The following is a 16,164-nucleotide window of genomic DNA, read 5'->3' on the forward strand; positions in this document are numbered from 1 at the left end:
ATGCAAAATTTTCAGGATTGCCAAAGATGTTTATCGGGGCAAACACAAGCATTACTCCTTGACATGGAATTTAGTGGCTGCTCTTGTTAACTTACGCTATGGCTGTATTTAGGAAAGATGTCTATTGTAAAGTACAATCGGTAATACCGGGGGTAACAAATCTTTGGATGTCAGTTTTTGAGAACGAATAATATCCTGATACAGCAGCGCTAAATAACCGGAAATACGTACTGCCATAAAATGATCAACTGAGGATTGGAACTCCAGCAGCAGATAGACATATAACCACTCATCGCTCCAACGAATTTTCCAAATCAAATCATCCTCACGATCCCTAAGATCATCGGCCACATAACTACCGCTGACTTTTTCCAGTATAGCAAAGTCGCATTGCTCGCCCCATTCTTCCTTAACAAAGCCTTTAAGAAGATCAGTAACCATTTCAGGATGAGAAAAAAGTAGTTTATAACTATTATCGTGCGACATAGGACACTATTTTATCTGGTTTTAGTCTGGTTATTATGACGATCCTTCGTCTGCGTGTACAGAAATCCTGGAAACGATAGTTTGCGGCCAAAAATTGGTTAATAGCAGCAAGCACCAGACAGTCATCATATGAAGTAGACGGGTTGGCTGTCTCTGCCACCTATTATTTTAGAGTTGCGGCCGTAACGCCTACCGGCACAACCAATTTTTGCAAACTAGTGGCAAAAATAGTAGTGTGAATTTTGGGGTAAAACAGCATTCCCAGGCTCTGGTACCAGCGTGGGAATACAATATCAGAACCAGTATCAAATATACCAAAACAAAATAACGCTGCCCCAACTTATCCCTACACACCATAAACCAGCGCATAAAAAATCAGCTTTACCATTTCATTCAGACAAAACTGTCGCCATCTTTTATCTTGCCACCAACGATCAGCCTGCCAAGTCGGTGTAGTGCTTTGTATTATCCGATAAGATAAACCGGCGTTTTTAAAAACGGGTTGCAGGCAAAAATTAATGCGGCGTAGATGCGGTGGATCACTGACTACCAAAACACTTTGCCAATGATGTGCTATTAATAAAGCGGCAATATTTAAAGACTCTTGATAGGTGTTGGTTGATAACTCATCAAACAGTAAGGCATCGGCAGGAATGCCTTGTTTAAGAAAAAATAAAGAACGAGGAGATTTATAATAGCCCTTACCAGAATCCACAATGCCACCCATTCCGGTTAATAAAATCTTTTTGGCATAACCGGCTTTATAAAGATCCACCGCCATTTGATCCCTTTCTCCAATGCCGCCGCCTAACGTAGCAATTAAGTCTGCCTTAACAGGGGTATTGGCAGGAGAAGAAAGCCAATGACCTAAATTTAAAAATAAAATACCAATCAATAGTAATAAAATAACGATTACAACAAGGGTAAGCTTCATAAGTTATTTTTTTATTGTTCTTACAACTCCAGTCGCGCCGGGTTAGCGAAAGCGCTTGTGCCCCAGAGGGTATAACCCGACAATTCAAAGTGTCTGTGTCTGTGTCGGCTAGCGCTTAACCAGACCTACAGCTCACAACTCCAGCGTTAATCATGCCAGAACGATGAACTTATTGTGCTTTACTAACAAATTGCTGTAATTTGGACAGATTTTTAATGATCAAGCTAACCATTCCTCCGATATTATTATTTTTCATGGCTTGAAGATCTTCCTGGCTTTTTCTGATGACATTTTTAAGGCTTTTATTGCTCTCACCACCCACACGCATTTTAATTAATACGCTGGGGATGTAATCCGTTGAGATTTTATACTTGCCTAAAAAGCGCAGCATCAAGTCATAATCGGCAGCAATTTTAAAGCGGGTATCAAACTGGCCATGTTGTTGGTAGATAGCTCGTTTAACAAAAAATGTCGGATGAGGTGGCATCCAGCCACAGCCTAATTTTTTAAGAGTAAAGTCACCGCTTTTCCAATAACGAATCACTTTTGTGGGGTCACTTTTATTCACATAAGTTAAATCCCCGTAAACAGAATCTATTTCATGCTTTATAAAGGCTTGAGCTACTTTTTCGATGACGGTGTTATTTTCATACAAATCATCCGAATGCAAAAAACCGATCACGTCACCGGTAGCCAGATTAATACCTTTATTAAGACCATCGTAGATACCCTTGTCAGGTTCCGAGATAAATACGGCAAGGCGGTTTTGATAAGACTTAATGATATTTACCGTATTATCAGTAGAGCCGCCATCAATAATAATATATTCAATATCCGCATAGGTTTGTGATAGCACAGAATCCATCGCTTCAGCGATTGTTTCCTGGTTGTTATAGACTGAAGTAATAATGGAAATTTTCAAGATAGATACCGTTATATGTCGTTTACTTGGAAGCTATTAAAATATGTAACTATTAGGTTCTCCTCTTTGAAACCATAGATATCTACACAATTCGTCATCCCGGAATGACGTTGCTTTTATTTGTGTAGATACCTCTGCTTTGAAACAGAGGGGTTATGGGAGGTTTTTTAAATAAACCGCCCTCAGTCCCCCTTTTTCAAAGGGGAAGAGCAAAACGAGGGAGCCTGAATACTTATTAAAATATTAACTACGTAGTTAGGTTTAAGAAATATCATAACCATATTCATCCTTAACTACTTGTGTCAACGGTTGGCTGCGTTCGGACATTAACTTACGCAGCTCATAAACCTTAACATCTACTAAAAAGCGGTACCAAAAACCCTGCAAAACATGGAACACCAATCCTTGCCAGCCATCTAAAAAGCCAAAGCGAAAAATATAACGATACAAAAAATATAATAAGGCACGCATTCCCAAAGGCAAGCGTGCATAAACGCTGTGTTTAATCCAGCGTTTAAACCGTGCCGACACACTCATGGCAGCTGCTTTATTGTCTACAGCATGGTTTATTTCACCCACCAGTAACTCAATCGCTTCACGGTTGGCATAATGATTATGTTTATTAATCCACCAGGTAATATTATGTAGATTGATATCTGCAATATCAGCATTGATATGTTCAATAGTACCCTCTACCAAAATATGCTCATCCATCCAGCGGTTTTCACAACGCCCTTGTTTATTACGCCAAATCCGTAGTGTCCGAATGGGGTAAATTGCACCGTGCTTAATCCATTTCCCCATAAAATGAATTTGCCGATTAACAGTTATTCCTGCTGTAGCGTTGGGAGTGGATGATAAGTGTTGTCGTAATTGCTCCGCCAATTTTAGCGTAACAATTTCATCAGCATCCAGTCGCATCACCCAGTCCGAAGTAATATCGGAATGATCCAGCGCCCAATTAAACTGAATAGCTTGATTGATAAAAGGATTTATAAGAACGTCAACTCCCAGCTTTAAGGCAATTTCACGCGTTTGATCGGTCGATTGACTGTCGACCACAATCACTCGACTGGCAAGTCCATTGAGGGATTCCAAGCACCTTTGTATATGGCGTTCTTCATTAAAAGTCAGTATTACTACTGTCAGATTTAGTGCTTGCTCGTTAGTTAACATTGTTTGTTGTGTCATAGTAAACATTAATCATTCAGGATACGTGAGCCAATCACTTTAGGCGGTGAGCCAGCTACTACTATCCAGGGTAAAACACTGCGCGTAACTGTGGAGCGAGCACCTATAACAGCACCCTCACCAATCGTTACACCAGGGCCGATAAAAACATCTGCCGTCACCCAGGCATTATCACCAATAATAATAGGTGCGGTTATTAAGGGCATATCACGCTGGGTATAATCATGACTGGCCGTACAAAGATAAGAATATTGACTAATTGTGGCATGCGCACCCAGCTCAATTTTATCGACACAATAACAATCAACTTGATGACTTAAGCAACTATGCTTGCGCATGGTTAAATTCCAGGGTGCCCAAATCTTTGCAGATGGATAAGGGTGCGCCCCTTCTTCAATAGTTGCACCAAAGCAACGCAACAAAAACCGACGCCAGCTATGTAAAGGTACCGGACTGGGTCTATATAAAAAAAGCCAAACCAGATTCCAGGCTAATCTTGCCAGTTTATTGGAACGAGATAAGTGCTGTTTTTTTAATCGATGAGTATTCATTTTTGACACGTTTTTTAGTTGCCATTAAAATTTATAAATAAACAAAATTTGGTTTATTATTTTTTGTTAAAACCCATTTATATAACATTTTCATTTTAATAGCGCTTTCTTGCCAATTAAACGCTTGTTGCATATATTGCTTGCCCCGTTGACCCATCAACTGACGTTGTTCAGATGAAAGTTGCATGGCATTGTTTAAGGCCTCTGCCAAAGGCTCAACCCCCACATCAATCCACCATCCGCAATTATGTTCAATTAAACCTTCCCAAGGGGTGCCTTTAGTCGTAATTACCGGAACTTGACAAGCCAAGGCTTCGGCAATAACGATGCCAAAATTTTCACTAAAACTGGGTAATACAAACAGGTCGGCATTGGTTATTAACTGCCATTTATCATCACCATAAACCGCCTCTTTAAACAAAAAGTAAGCACTTAAGCCCAGCTTTTCTACCAAGCCACGGAGATTACCAATATAATCGGCATCCCCCGGGCCTGCGATAATGATTTGCCAATCATCCCGCTTAACTTTATGCCACGCGTGAATCAAATTTTCCAAGCCTTTTACAGAATGAATACGGGATAAAAAGAGGATGGTTTTTTTTGCTGCGGGATGTTTCAAGTTAGATTTAACCAAGATGTCCGGAACATCTATACCGATTGGAATGATGGCAATCGGTGAGGTAATACCTCGTTCTCTTACTCCACGCATTTCTTGCTCTGAGGTCACATGAATTACTGCTGCCGTTTGCAGATTACGCTTTTCCCATAAATACCATATAGGTCTTTTTTTCCAGTTCTTGTGCCTCCAAGCCCATGTTTCCAGCATTCCGTGCGGCGAGACAACTCTTTGTGCCCGGTTCTTTTTAGTCCATTTAAAAATAGCTAATGAAGGATACAACCAAAGTCCATGCTGATGAATAAGAGATGGGTACATAGCATCCAGAGCCGCTTTAAAATCTTTGGAATATCCAAAAGATTTAATGTAGTTTTTTAATAAAGAAGGCTGTAACGGGTACCACAGTGGTAAATCTGTTATTGAATGCTCATCAGCTAAACTCAATACGTCAACAGTAACATTAAGCTTAACCAGATGTTGCGACAGCGGTAAAACAAATCCCGAAACACCAGCGGCTATGCGCGATATAGAAGAAATAGACTGGCAAATTTTCATGATGGATACATTCGTAAAATAGGCTGAGATAAATAAAACGCGAAAATCATATTATGTAAGTAATATTAATTTACCCCTTTATAAGGATAAATTACGCCCATTAGTAACCAAAAAGTAAAAGCTAATAATGAGCCAGCCGCAAAAATATAACCTTCGGCAAAAAAATGCACCATAAAAAAAGCAAATGCGGCCATTTTATCGGGTTGGGCATAAATCACTTGTTGCCAAAATTTTTGGCTTAGCAACGGTTTGATTAAAAAAACAAGAAAAGCAAAACCACCGATAGAACCGGTCATGGATAAAACCATAAGATAAGTAGAGCCTGGTTCAACTCTCCCTTCTTCATCTTCAGCAACTTGGTCATTAACGGCATCGCTTTGGACGGCAAAGCCTACTCCAACTAGCGGACTACTGTTAAATTCAGCAATTCTGTCATTCCATAAGTTTTCACGGGTGTTTTCTTCCATATCCCTTGAAAATACGGTATCACCCTCAGAACTGGGCTGAATTTGTGTTTGATCATCAGAACTGATGGATAAAAATAAAGCAAATATCCCTAAAACAACAATAAGGCTTTTTCGCCAAGCAAAATGACTAAGCAACAGATAGATAATAAAACCAAAAACATAAGCCGCTAATGCTGACCGTGATGAAGCATAAATAACACAGACTGTATTAAGCCCAAAAAGACCAAAAAAGAGCTTTTTTTGTCTTTTTTCGGCGTTGATACATTTAGAAAAAGCATACAACCCACCCAAGGATGCGACGGGGGCTAAAAGCATACTATGTGCGAGTAAACCTGAGAAATGACCAATACCAAAAGTTGGTAAGCCCAATAAACAAAAAAAGGATACGCCACCAATCCACATAAAAATAAGCATGAGCTTTTCATATAACAGCTTACGAAATCGAACCAAGGTAGCGTTATAGAGTAAAGGGCCAATGGATAAAATTACTATGACAAATAATGACAATCTAAGTGGGGCGTTATATTTTTCGGCGACATCATTGACTAACAAACTTAAAACAGCGGCAAAAACCACAAAGACTAAACTTGTTTCAAACTTACCCGGTAATCCAAACAAAAAAAGCACCATTAACATCAGCGCGTAATAAGCCAATTGTACAAAATTACCAGGTAAGGGCAGGTAATGACTGAATATAAAAACCGGATAAATGTTTATAAAAATTAATAAAGCTATTAAGTAATCAAGTTGTTTTTCTTTTTTCATAAGGTAGGTTTTTGTTGCCCATGCCATTTAATTAATGAATGTAGAAACTGTTCTACATTTTTATCGGGCGTAAAATTTTTGTAAATTTGATGTGATATTTTGCCGTGCATAATAATTTTTTCAGGATTATCTATATAGAACTGCATGGCCTTTCTTAAGTGATCAACACTACCTGCTGTAACCCTAAAACCATTATTTTTATCGTCTATTAAATGATAAGCCGCCCCGCATTGATTAGTTGATATTAAGGGTTTTTTTACTGAAGCCGCTTCGTTTAATACGGCCCCCCAACCGTCAAATAAGCTGGGTAAAATAAAGACGTCTGCTCTTTGCATATACGATTTTATTTGCTCCATAGGAATAGAATCAAGAAAAATAGTATTGGCTGCAATGTCGAGTTTTTTACTGATATCAATATAGGTATCTTTATCGTTGCCGGAGCCGATTAACAATAAAAGCCATTCTTGTTTTTTTGCTAATAAAGAAAAAGCATTAAGCAGTATGTCCAATCCTTTTCGCTTAATTAAAGAGCCGACATATAAAAATATTTTTTTTTGGGGATAACAATCAATAACGTTGACAGCGTTAGTGTCTTTTATGGTGTAAGACAAATACTCGATTTTATTTTTATTAACCCCCCAGTTAATAAAATCGTTTTTTGCAGGCGTTCCAATAGCAAATACCCCAAGCGCATGGTTATTAATTTGTCGAGCGTAAGAATAATATTTAAACCGGTATAAAAAATTAAAAATATGAAACAATTTCATATTGTAATTAAGTTTGTCTGCCAAGACGATGCCGCTTCTTTCTGTCCAGTGTATCCATTGACATTGGTTATTAAGTAACATGACATGTATTTTTTTCATATACGCACTTGAAATGCCGGGTATAACATGAATTCTGGTTTGCCAATCCTCAATAGCGGTTAACGCTGTTTGCGGATTTTCCGTGTCATATTGTTCAGTATATAACCGGCTTTCTTCTATTTTCCAACCCAATTTCAGGCGTTCTTGTGGGAAGTTTTCATAATATGAGACAACCAGATCAATATCTGGCTGTCTTGCAAGTGCTTCAAAAAAATATTTCTGATGCGGTGAGGGAATAGGTGACCAGATACAAATTTTATATTTCATCATTTTTATGTTTATAACAGTCTAATAACACGGGCAGGTATGCCAGCAACAACAACATTTGGCGGTACATTTTTTGTCACAACGGCACCGGCCGCAATAACGGATTTTTTACCAATAGTTACACCCGGTAAAATTAAACAATTTGCCCCTAACCATGCGCCATCGCCAATAGTTATATCCATGTTAATTCCTGTTCCTGCAGAATGAAGTCCAGTCGGATCGATTTCATGCGTCCCCGTGCCAAGATAACACCGTGGTCCAATATCAACATATTTACCAATGACAATACGACTGCCAGAACAAATTAAAACTTGATGACCTATCCAGGTATCATCACCAATTTTTAACGTCCCTGCTCCCATCACGGTAACAGAAGAACAGATACGTACATTGTTGCCTAACTTAATGCCTGCCCAGCAAAGCAGTGCGTTTTTAAGTTTAAAAAACCGTGTTTCCGGGAGAAAGGTAAAAATTAATTTAGAAAAATAAAGCCTGCCAGAGCGCATATAATCGACCTTAACGTAAATTATGGATTGAGTTTGGTCCCTGAATACGGGCGAAGCCATTTTCGATAACGCGAATAACCTGCCTCCCATAAGATTGATCGTGCTCTACGTGCCTTGTAAATAATCTTTGAGGTGTAGTTAAGGAAGGCCAGGCTTTGAATATCACTTGTTGTAGAAGAACCGAACAGTACTTGATCTTGTTCAATCACCGGTGGATCGAAAACAAACAAATCAACAACCCGATAACGATGCATACGTTGCCAGCAATCAGCAACATCCCGGACAGGATAAAGATCTTTAAGTAATGCTTGTGCGGCTGGCAAGGTCAGTAGGTAAGAAGAAGTAAAGTATCCCGATTGATAAGGCAATAAAAGATGTTCTTTATTAATTCTTATAGTCGTCTTTGGTCGACTATAACCGCTGGCCGTTGATAGTAGCCATACCTGGGCTTGTTGGGTATCCAAGACATTTGAGCAATCTTTAAGCAGTTCTTTAAGATTTGTAGGTAATACCACATCATCTTCAAGAATTAATGCAGATTTTAGTTGCCGTTCCGCCATTATTTTATAGACGTTTATATGGCTAAGCGCACAACCAATTTCGGCGGGTACCAATGAGCGTGAGCAGCGCCATTTTGCTTTGCCGTCAGCATAATCGCGTTGACGTTCTTCTACCGACATTGTAGCGCCATAGATACCCTTAATGATTTCAAATTCCAACTTAAGGTCTTGGAGTTGCTTGGCAATAGACTCCCGGCGTGCTTGATCTTTTTCAAGATTGATAACAAAAATATGCATGGTTAGCCTAGTACCCTTTTGATCGATTGGTATAAAAAAATTAATGTGGCGCTGCCAAAGCAACGTCGGATTTGAATCAGTAATTTAAAGGGATAGTTTTTTTTGGGAGACGAGGCTAAAGTTATTAGCCAGTTCTCAAGCTCATTGAGCAGGTTGGGATTTTCTATGGCTAAACAATTGGCGTAAATAGTCCGCATGGCGTGCAAAAATACCGTTTGCATGTCGGTATCCCATTGCCCGATTTGTTGTAGGGTATTAAAAACCGATTGCCGGGTTTTAATAATGGACACTAACGAAGTGTCAGATAATGAGGCAGTACTTAAGCGTACTTCAGGATGCACCCTTACAAAAAACAAATTTTCACGAATAAATAACAACTTGTTTGCATCTGCCAGAAGTCTTATATGGTATTCAAGGTCATCTCCCAAGCCTATGTCTTGTCGCCAGCCCTCATGAGACAGTAAAAAATCATGCCGCCATAAGGGCGCAGACGTTTGCATGCCATGTACTATTCTGGAGCTTAACTGTCTGATGAGCTTAACCGGATCAGTTTCACAATAGCCAATACGTTTAAGATTATTAGAGGGTATGGTATTAAAGTTTTCGCCTATCAATCCGTAACAATAACAGCAAGCTACTTTATTATTTTTTGGGTTTTCCAGTAAGTTAATTTGCTTGGCAAGTTTGTCAGGCATTAATAAATCATCAGAGTCCAAAAACTGTATGTACCGGCCTTGTGCCAGTTTAAGTCCATGGTTACGAGCCGCAGATGCTCCACTGTTAACTTGCCTTATATAGCGCACACTATCTTTAGGCCATGTTGAATGAAGTTTTTCTGCAACAAGTGCTTGCGTTCCATCGGTCGATCCGTCGTCGACAATGATAATATCCATATTTGTCCATGATTGATTTAGACAACTTTCAACAGCATCTAATAGCAAAGCTTCTCTATTAAAAGACGGGATAATAATGCTTACCAATGGTTTATAAATCGTGTTCTCTGCCAAAATAACGAACCTAATGAGTAGTAATTGAAATGCAAACTTTTTTATATAAAATGCTTTCTAAGTCATTTTCTATCTGGTACATTCACTTTGAACTGTCGGGTTATACCCTCTGGGGCACAAGCGCTGTCGCTAAACCGACTTACGCGACTACAAACGTATCCAAGTAGCTGGGATTCTGTCTTCGATGGGGATTTTATCTTTATTAAACCAACGAGAAGGTGCGATAATTAATTTATTTGGATAAGAAGCCAACCAAGCTCCCCACCAACTAAAGGAACTGTTTGCAATGATGAAATATTTACAGTGCGTCATCAACCGTAAATCCTCTACATCCGATTTACCCAAATTATGATCAATTATGCTGGTAGGTCCGGGGAAATTTAAATTGGATCTTGCCCACTCAGGATCATCACTGAATACATAAAAATGAGGGTTATTAACTTGTGCAACAATTTCTGTTGTCGCACGTTGATAGTAATCAATACTACAAACTCCCAGGTTATCAGCAAATAGGGCGTTACTAACATAATCCCCACGTCTTATATGCACACAAACAGACGCTACGGATTCAATTTCAGCAATTAGTTTTGCATTATCTAAATCAGGGGCAAAACGAAAACCAAGCTCGTTTTTTAGTTGATCAGCTATTTCATTAAAATAACGATAACTTTGCCAATAGCCATGCAGAATTATGGATCCATCATGCGGCCTGAAAATATCTGGGTCATATCCAGCTTCAACATCTCGAATTAATCGATAAGATTTGGCAGGTATAAACAATGATTGGAATAATTGGCCAAGACGTTGACTACCTACCCAACGCGTACAAAACTTATGTAAACCTGAAACAAAGCTCTCATTAATTTGAAATGCACCAAGATCATAATGACGGGATGGTGCTTCCGGAATGATGGTTGTTATATCCATCAGTAATGGTCGCCCTAAACGAGTCGCCAGCGCACGGCCAATTGCATATTGGAATAGCTGATTACCTAACCCTCCCTGCAGGCGTGTAATAATCGGAAATGCTAGGTTTTTATTTGACATATTAATTTTTAAATTAAAAAAAGTATTGTTCCTCTTATGTAAAAACTAAATTACACAAGCTTATAAGTGATTTATGAAAATATATAACTCTTTTTATAGGTATTTAAATATTCTCGTAAAAATTTTTGAGCCGGCATTTCAAAATATCTATAACTACCGTAGCAGATAAGTAATAACAATATAAAATACGAGATCATAAACCAAGATGTATAAAATACAGATGTACTAAATTTTAGGTAAGTTGCTGCAATATAAATTAAAAGTTGTAGAGGAAAATGAATAAGATAAGATGAATATGAAATATCACCAATAAATGAAAAACGCTTACCTAAAGATCCTCTAAAATTTTCGATTAATGCTAGAGAAAGAATTGTAAGCGGAAATAATATGCAAATTGGCCAAATCTGAAACCGCATTAGAAATTTTTTAGCTGTATTAAATAGGTTATTTGAGCTCGAGTACAAAGATATTGAGTTTTCTGAATGAAAGCTGATGTTATCAGTACTATAGATAAAAATAATTGTTGCAAGCCAGCTTAAAATCATAAGTACAAATACAAATAAAGTAAATTTATTCGCATGATATGAAGTTATAATTTTTTGATATATAAAAAACATAAATCCGCCCATAAAAAACGAAGTAATACCTATGCCTATAGGTATCGATAGATATCTTTTTATAATAAAACCAATTATTGACAATAACACTAGTACATACATTTTTACCGGTAATAATCGACAGCAACTAAAAAAAATGGCGTAAAGTAAAACTTCTATAGATACAGACAAAATTGGGCCATTAAATGAATTTCCATTTTGTAATCCCCATGAGGAAGCAAAAAATAAATTTAGTAAAAAGTGTATAGAGTCATTATTAGGATAAACAAAATAGTACCCTTGTGTATCCATTAACAAAATCTGACTACATGCTACCAATAAAAGCGTAACAAAATGCAAAGGATAAAGTCTGGAAAAACGCAGAATTAGGAAGTGAATCGATGTTATATGATTTTCCGCGATTCTGTTTGAATAGAGCCAATAAAAAATAAAGCCAGAAAGACTAAAAAACAAGTCTACAGCTAAATAACCTTCAGTATAAAAAATATATAACCAATTAAATAATGGTTGTTTGGATTTATCAAAATTTTCTAGAATAGTTCCAGAATAAAAAAAATGTTTCCAGTGTGAAAAGACTACACTTAAGGCTGCAATACCTCGCAGGATGTCTAATGAATAAAAACGCTCCACTGTGTAACTATTCTTATTCAAAATTTACACCAGATAATAGGTAGCTGATTAATTTTTTTAAATTCTTTGTTAAAGGTATACATTTAATTCATTAAGTTGCAATATATTGGTTTAGTTACGAATTTTTTATTTAATATTAATTAATTTGATTGTTAAACGTTTCATAAAATATATCTTCGTCCAAGAAAAATTCCGCATTTTTAGCTAACCAAGTATGTTCTTTATCCCACCAACGAAATGTTAATAGAAATTCAATTCGTTCAGGACTAAATCTGTAGCGGATCTTTTTAGAAGGAATACCTGCATAAATAGCGTACGGCTCAATATTTTTGGTCACTATAGAGCCCGCGCCAATAATTGCCCCATCACCAATGGTTATACCATCCAAAATTCTAACGCCTGATCCAATCCAGACATCATTACCTATCTCAACGACATAATTAGACCCTTCAATAAAAGGCATTTCGTTGAAGAGCGGCTTATCAACAAAGGTAAAACCACTTTGCTTTATCGTTGAAAAAAAAGCCGGGTGGGAACTTACAAAAGTTTTGGTTGGATGGCTACCATTACCTGTTCTGACATTATCGGCAATACAACAAAAGCGGCCAATTTTTGTATGTCTTAACGATGAGTACTCGGTTATATAAGTACCATAACCTATTGAAGAAGATGTAATATTACAATGACTACCAATACTTACATAAGGCTCTAATGATGTAAAAAAATCGATAACAGTATTTTTAGAGAGTCTAACGCCGGGTAGTGCTTTAAGTGAATAGCGTTTAGAAAATAAAATTATTTTAATATAAATTGTTCTAATAAATGCACGCACTGACCACTCCTATAAGCCATTAAAATAAATTTTATTCAATATAAAATAATATATAAATACAAGTTTAAATACTTATCTGTGCAATTTTATTACCAAGATTAGTCATCGATTCAGCACGAACAGCATTAGCTAATAACTCTAAATTTCGACATTTTAATTGGTAATCTTCTGCACTAATTGTCATTGCGCTAAGCATTGCTTTATCAAGTTGATCTTTTTCGTAAATAATTGCATTATTCTGATTAAATTGATAGGCATTACCAAATACTGAATTAATTAACGGTATAATCTGGAAGCCCATAATTAACTGTCTGGAACCTGTCGTTTCTCCATCTAAATACCTTTGATGGCCAGAGTTTTCCGGATCAAGTAATGGTAAGAAAAAATCGGCTTCTTCTATTAAGTCATATAATTCTTTGAAATCTAAAAATCCTAAAAATTTTATGTATTTATTTAATTTATCCGGTATTTTTTCAGGGTTACCTTTTCCAACGACCATTATTTGAAAGTTCTCATGTTTTTCTTGTAAAAGTGCTTCTACAGCAGATAATAACTGTGAAAAGCTTCTGTTATGGTTTGTAATAGTACCTACAGTCACAAATATTTTATGTTCATTTAATTTACGTATATTTATCTTGCCAAAGTAATTTGGATTTAGCATCGGAATATTATATTGACCATCATTGTAAGCACTTAGAAGGAATACTCTGTTCTCATCAATACGTTTTTTTTGTATTGCATCGACAAGACTTGGGAAGTTGTGTTCAACCACTAAATAACCTTGCTTACCTTGGGGTGTAAATCCTAGATAGTCAAAAAACAAACCAAAATAACCATTTTTTTGGGCTAATATTGTTGATGTTATAAAAATAATATCAAAGCCTTGTGCATATTTAAGACAATATTTCATTCCCCATAGATTAAGTTCGAAAATATGAGGTAAATACTTTTCATCCAGTCTGCAAAAAACGCTGCTTTGGCTATTTTTTCTTCTTAAACAAATAATAACGTCATAACCTAATTCTTTAAAATAAGCACAATAACCTGGAAGAATTTCAGCATGAAATTCATTTTGCTCAACAATTAATACTGTTTTTTTAGAAAATTTAAGTTTTCTAAATTGGTAACAGCTATTTATAGTATTAAATATTTCTAAGTAGTTAAAACTAACAACTCGCATTAATCTACGGTTAAAACCAGCGACTATTTTTGTTAAATTCATATATAAATTATTAATTGGTTAAATATAATTAACGCTTATGAATAAAGTAATTATCCAATAGGTTTAAGTATTTTTTAAATAAAACAAGTTCTAATAAGTAGTCCAAAAAATTGCTTTTTTGTTATAGAATCGGATTTTTTTAGAGTTGATTGCCAATAATATTTACCTGCACTATTATGAAAAATAAGTGCCAGACGGCAATACCCACGAAAATTATCTATACCTTGTTTGACTAGCAAGATGTGGTTAAATATTTGTGTTTTAGTGTTGGCCTCTAATATTTTTAATAACATGGCTTCGTAATATTTAAAGTCATCGACAGTCCATTTTTTTATGGTATTTTCATCGGCATTAAATACTTGGAATTCTTGTTCGGTAAACTCAACGCCCAGCTCTTTAAGTTGCCTTTTTCTGATGTCATTTGACAAGTCTTGTTGATATGACTTTCTTGTGTTGCCTATCTTTCCACTGTGCTCACGCATTTTTAGTAGAGGTTGGTGTAAATTGGCAAAGCGGAGGTTACGAATGGCTCGGGTCCATAAATCATGGTCTTGAGAAACCCGGAAGTGGAGGTTGTAATTTAAATTATGGGCTTGAAAGTCAGCTTTACGGAACATAACTGACGGATGCAGCATGGTAAAACCATATAATAGCGTACATTTTATTTCGTCATGGTCTAGCGGTTGATGGGCAACAAACTCCCAGCCAGTTCCATCAAAGTAGGTAACCGCAGAGCCTAATACACTGATATCGGGATGTAGTTCCAGATAAGACAGTTGAGTTTCTAAACGATTCGGTAGACAAACGTCATCTGCATCCATACGAGCAATATATTCACCCCGTGCCATTAACATCCCGAGGGCAAGATTTTTTGTTAGCCCCTGATTTTCTTCATTAACTATGAGACGTATGCGGGAATCATTAAATGCTTTAAGTAATTCCAGCGTAGTATCTGTCGATTTATCTTCAAAGATTAGAAACTCAAAATCACTAGAGGTTTGATTGAGTACACTTTCTACCGCTTCGTTTATAAAGCTTTCAGCATTGTATACCGACATTAAAACGGTTACTTTAGGTATTTTCATTAAGAAATTTACTCATTTGTATGATTTGAAATATAAATTATCTATATGCAATAACTTTTTCCCCGTGAATATCAAAGCTTGTAAAACTTGATGTAGATAAATAAAAGGTACGTGTCGCACCCATTACTATTCGATCATGCAGTTCAGCTATTATGACGTCTGTTATGGTTAACCATTTATTTTCGGTTTCAAATATTTCTTTTTCTGCACCTTCAATATCTATTTTTAATAAGTTAATTCTATTAATTGCATATTTTTCAACTAATTCATCAAGTGAAATAGCTTGTATTTTCTCACTTAATTCTGATTTTTCATTAATTGTATCTGTAATGGTATAACCCCAAGGGCCAGTGCCTCTATCAAAAATTTTACGCGTACCAGAAGTACCGGCAATAGCCGCATGGATTGGAATAATATTTTTATATGCACTGACATTCTCTTTTAGAAGTTGAAAATTTTCATTTTCCATTTCAACTGCATAGATTTTAGATTCGGGGTAACGTCGATGAAGTGCTAAAGCTGATGTACCGATATTTGCACCTAAGTCTATAATAATTTTTGGTGCTTCTAATTCAATACAATCATATTCATCAGATATCAAAGATTCTTTTGCCACTAGATAATCTGAAGTGTTTGAACGTATTAATAAGTTAATACCATTAATTGTTATGTTAAGTGTTTTCGTTTTTTTTAAAAAATCCAGTAACATCAGGTTAACTGCCTGGTTAAAAGTAAGAACGGAAAAAAGACTTTTGTAACTTCCAATTTTGTATAAAAAATTAATAATATAATTAAGCATAT

The 16,164-nt window shown here is 36.4% G+C and carries 17 protein-coding genes; all 17 read right to left on the reverse strand.

Annotated elements, in window-relative coordinates; genetic code table 11:
• Positions 1-108: 108 nt before the first annotated feature.
• The 17 genes from N7974_RS06900 to N7974_RS06980 all read right to left on the reverse strand — a co-directional run bounded on the left by N7974_RS06900 (position 109) and on the right by N7974_RS06980 (position 16,162).
• Positions 109-486, reverse strand: a complete 378-nt coding sequence (locus N7974_RS06900) for an Rpn family recombination-promoting nuclease/putative transposase (protein ID WP_262964906.1) — start codon at positions 484-486, stop codon at positions 109-111.
• 346 nt (positions 487-832) lie between these two features.
• Entirely contained in the window at positions 833-1,420 is a 588-nt protein-coding gene (locus N7974_RS06905) for a YdcF family protein (protein ID WP_262964907.1), read from the reverse strand.
• Positions 1,421-1,589: 169 nt separating this feature from the next.
• Positions 1,590-2,342 (reverse strand): glycosyltransferase family 2 protein, encoded by a 753-nt coding sequence (locus N7974_RS06910; RefSeq protein WP_262964908.1) that lies wholly within the window; start codon positions 2,340-2,342, stop codon positions 1,590-1,592.
• A 261-nt stretch (positions 2,343-2,603) separates the two neighbouring features.
• Positions 2,604-3,533 carry a glycosyltransferase family 2 protein gene (locus tag N7974_RS06915; RefSeq protein ID WP_262964909.1) on the reverse strand — a complete coding sequence of 310 codons (930 nt, stop codon included), beginning with the start codon at positions 3,531-3,533 and terminating at the stop codon, positions 2,604-2,606.
• Positions 3,534-3,541: 8 nt separating this feature from the next.
• Positions 3,542-4,084, reverse strand: coding sequence for an LbetaH domain-containing protein (locus N7974_RS06920; RefSeq protein ID WP_262964910.1), 543 nt, complete (start codon positions 4,082-4,084; stop codon positions 3,542-3,544).
• A gap of 31 nt (positions 4,085-4,115) precedes the next feature.
• Positions 4,116-5,255, reverse strand: coding sequence for a glycosyltransferase (locus N7974_RS06925; protein WP_262964911.1), 1,140 nt, complete (start codon positions 5,253-5,255; stop codon positions 4,116-4,118).
• A gap of 65 nt (positions 5,256-5,320) precedes the next feature.
• Positions 5,321-6,487, reverse strand: coding sequence for an O-antigen ligase family protein (locus N7974_RS06930; protein WP_262964912.1), 1,167 nt, complete (start codon positions 6,485-6,487; stop codon positions 5,321-5,323).
• Entirely contained in the window at positions 6,484-7,623 is a 1,140-nt protein-coding gene (locus N7974_RS06935; protein ID WP_262964913.1) for a glycosyltransferase, read from the reverse strand. The genes N7974_RS06930 and N7974_RS06935 overlap by 4 nt, the downstream gene beginning before the upstream one ends.
• A gap of 8 nt (positions 7,624-7,631) precedes the next feature.
• Positions 7,632-8,126, reverse strand: coding sequence for an acyltransferase (locus tag N7974_RS06940; RefSeq protein WP_262964914.1), 495 nt, complete (start codon positions 8,124-8,126; stop codon positions 7,632-7,634).
• Between the two features lie 20 nt (positions 8,127-8,146).
• Positions 8,147-8,923 carry a glycosyltransferase family 25 protein gene (locus tag N7974_RS06945; RefSeq protein ID WP_262964915.1) on the reverse strand — a complete coding sequence of 259 codons (777 nt, stop codon included), beginning with the start codon at positions 8,921-8,923 and terminating at the stop codon, positions 8,147-8,149.
• A 2-nt stretch (positions 8,924-8,925) separates the two neighbouring features.
• The gene (locus N7974_RS06950) at positions 8,926-9,930 is read right to left on the reverse strand and encodes a glycosyltransferase family 2 protein (protein ID WP_262964916.1); all 1,005 of its coding nucleotides are present in this window, start codon (positions 9,928-9,930) and stop codon (positions 8,926-8,928) included.
• A gap of 147 nt (positions 9,931-10,077) precedes the next feature.
• Positions 10,078-10,977 carry an alpha-1,2-fucosyltransferase gene (locus N7974_RS06955; protein WP_262964917.1) on the reverse strand — a complete coding sequence of 300 codons (900 nt, stop codon included), beginning with the start codon at positions 10,975-10,977 and terminating at the stop codon, positions 10,078-10,080.
• Positions 10,978-11,048: 71 nt separating this feature from the next.
• Entirely contained in the window at positions 11,049-12,245 is a 1,197-nt protein-coding gene (locus N7974_RS06960) for an acyltransferase family protein (protein WP_262964918.1), read from the reverse strand.
• Between the two features lie 115 nt (positions 12,246-12,360).
• Positions 12,361-13,056 (reverse strand): CatB-related O-acetyltransferase, encoded by a 696-nt coding sequence (locus tag N7974_RS20755; RefSeq protein ID WP_394813068.1) that lies wholly within the window; start codon positions 13,054-13,056, stop codon positions 12,361-12,363.
• Positions 13,057-13,120: 64 nt separating this feature from the next.
• The gene (locus tag N7974_RS06970) at positions 13,121-14,278 is read right to left on the reverse strand and encodes a glycosyltransferase (RefSeq protein WP_262964919.1); all 1,158 of its coding nucleotides are present in this window, start codon (positions 14,276-14,278) and stop codon (positions 13,121-13,123) included.
• Between the two features lie 74 nt (positions 14,279-14,352).
• Positions 14,353-15,363: a glycosyltransferase gene (locus N7974_RS06975; protein WP_262964920.1), complete on the reverse strand. Its 1,011-nt coding sequence runs from the start codon at positions 15,361-15,363 to the stop codon at positions 14,353-14,355.
• 37 nt (positions 15,364-15,400) lie between these two features.
• The gene (locus N7974_RS06980; protein ID WP_262964921.1) at positions 15,401-16,162 is read right to left on the reverse strand and encodes an FkbM family methyltransferase; all 762 of its coding nucleotides are present in this window, start codon (positions 16,160-16,162) and stop codon (positions 15,401-15,403) included.
• Between the last annotated feature and the right edge of the window lie 2 nt (positions 16,163-16,164).

The organism is Methylobacter psychrophilus (assembly GCF_025583945.1).
Lineage (GTDB): Bacteria > Pseudomonadota > Gammaproteobacteria > Methylococcales > Methylomonadaceae > Methylobacter_C > Methylobacter_C psychrophilus.

What these genes read in the sequence shown, in the direction of transcription:
- N7974_RS06900 (WP_262964906.1), bottom strand. Translation starts at nt 486, where the DNA reads ATGTCGCACGATAATAGTTATAAACTACTTTTTTCTCATCCTGAAATG.
- N7974_RS06905 (WP_262964907.1), bottom strand. Translation starts at nt 1,420, where the DNA reads ATGAAGCTTACCCTTGTTGTAATCGTTATTTTATTACTATTGATTGGT.
- N7974_RS06915 (WP_262964909.1), bottom strand. Translation starts at nt 3,533, where the DNA reads ATGACACAACAAACAATGTTAACTAACGAGCAAGCACTAAATCTGACA.
- N7974_RS06920 (WP_262964910.1), bottom strand. Translation starts at nt 4,084, where the DNA reads ATGAATACTCATCGATTAAAAAAACAGCACTTATCTCGTTCCAATAAA.
- N7974_RS06925 (WP_262964911.1), bottom strand. Translation starts at nt 5,255, where the DNA reads ATGAAAATTTGCCAGTCTATTTCTTCTATATCGCGCATAGCCGCTGGT.
- N7974_RS06930 (WP_262964912.1), bottom strand. Translation starts at nt 6,487, where the DNA reads ATGAAAAAAGAAAAACAACTTGATTACTTAATAGCTTTATTAATTTTT.
- N7974_RS06935 (WP_262964913.1), bottom strand. Translation starts at nt 7,623, where the DNA reads ATGATGAAATATAAAATTTGTATCTGGTCACCTATTCCCTCACCGCAT.
- N7974_RS06940 (WP_262964914.1), bottom strand. Translation starts at nt 8,126, where the DNA reads ATGCGCTCTGGCAGGCTTTATTTTTCTAAATTAATTTTTACCTTTCTC.
- N7974_RS06945 (WP_262964915.1), bottom strand. Translation starts at nt 8,923, where the DNA reads ATGCATATTTTTGTTATCAATCTTGAAAAAGATCAAGCACGCCGGGAG.
- N7974_RS06955 (WP_262964917.1), bottom strand. Translation starts at nt 10,977, where the DNA reads ATGTCAAATAAAAACCTAGCATTTCCGATTATTACACGCCTGCAGGGA.
- N7974_RS06970 (WP_262964919.1), bottom strand. Translation starts at nt 14,278, where the DNA reads ATGAATTTAACAAAAATAGTCGCTGGTTTTAACCGTAGATTAATGCGA.
- N7974_RS06975 (WP_262964920.1), bottom strand. Translation starts at nt 15,363, where the DNA reads ATGAAAATACCTAAAGTAACCGTTTTAATGTCGGTATACAATGCTGAA.
- N7974_RS06980 (WP_262964921.1), bottom strand. Translation starts at nt 16,162, where the DNA reads ATGCTTAATTATATTATTAATTTTTTATACAAAATTGGAAGTTACAAA.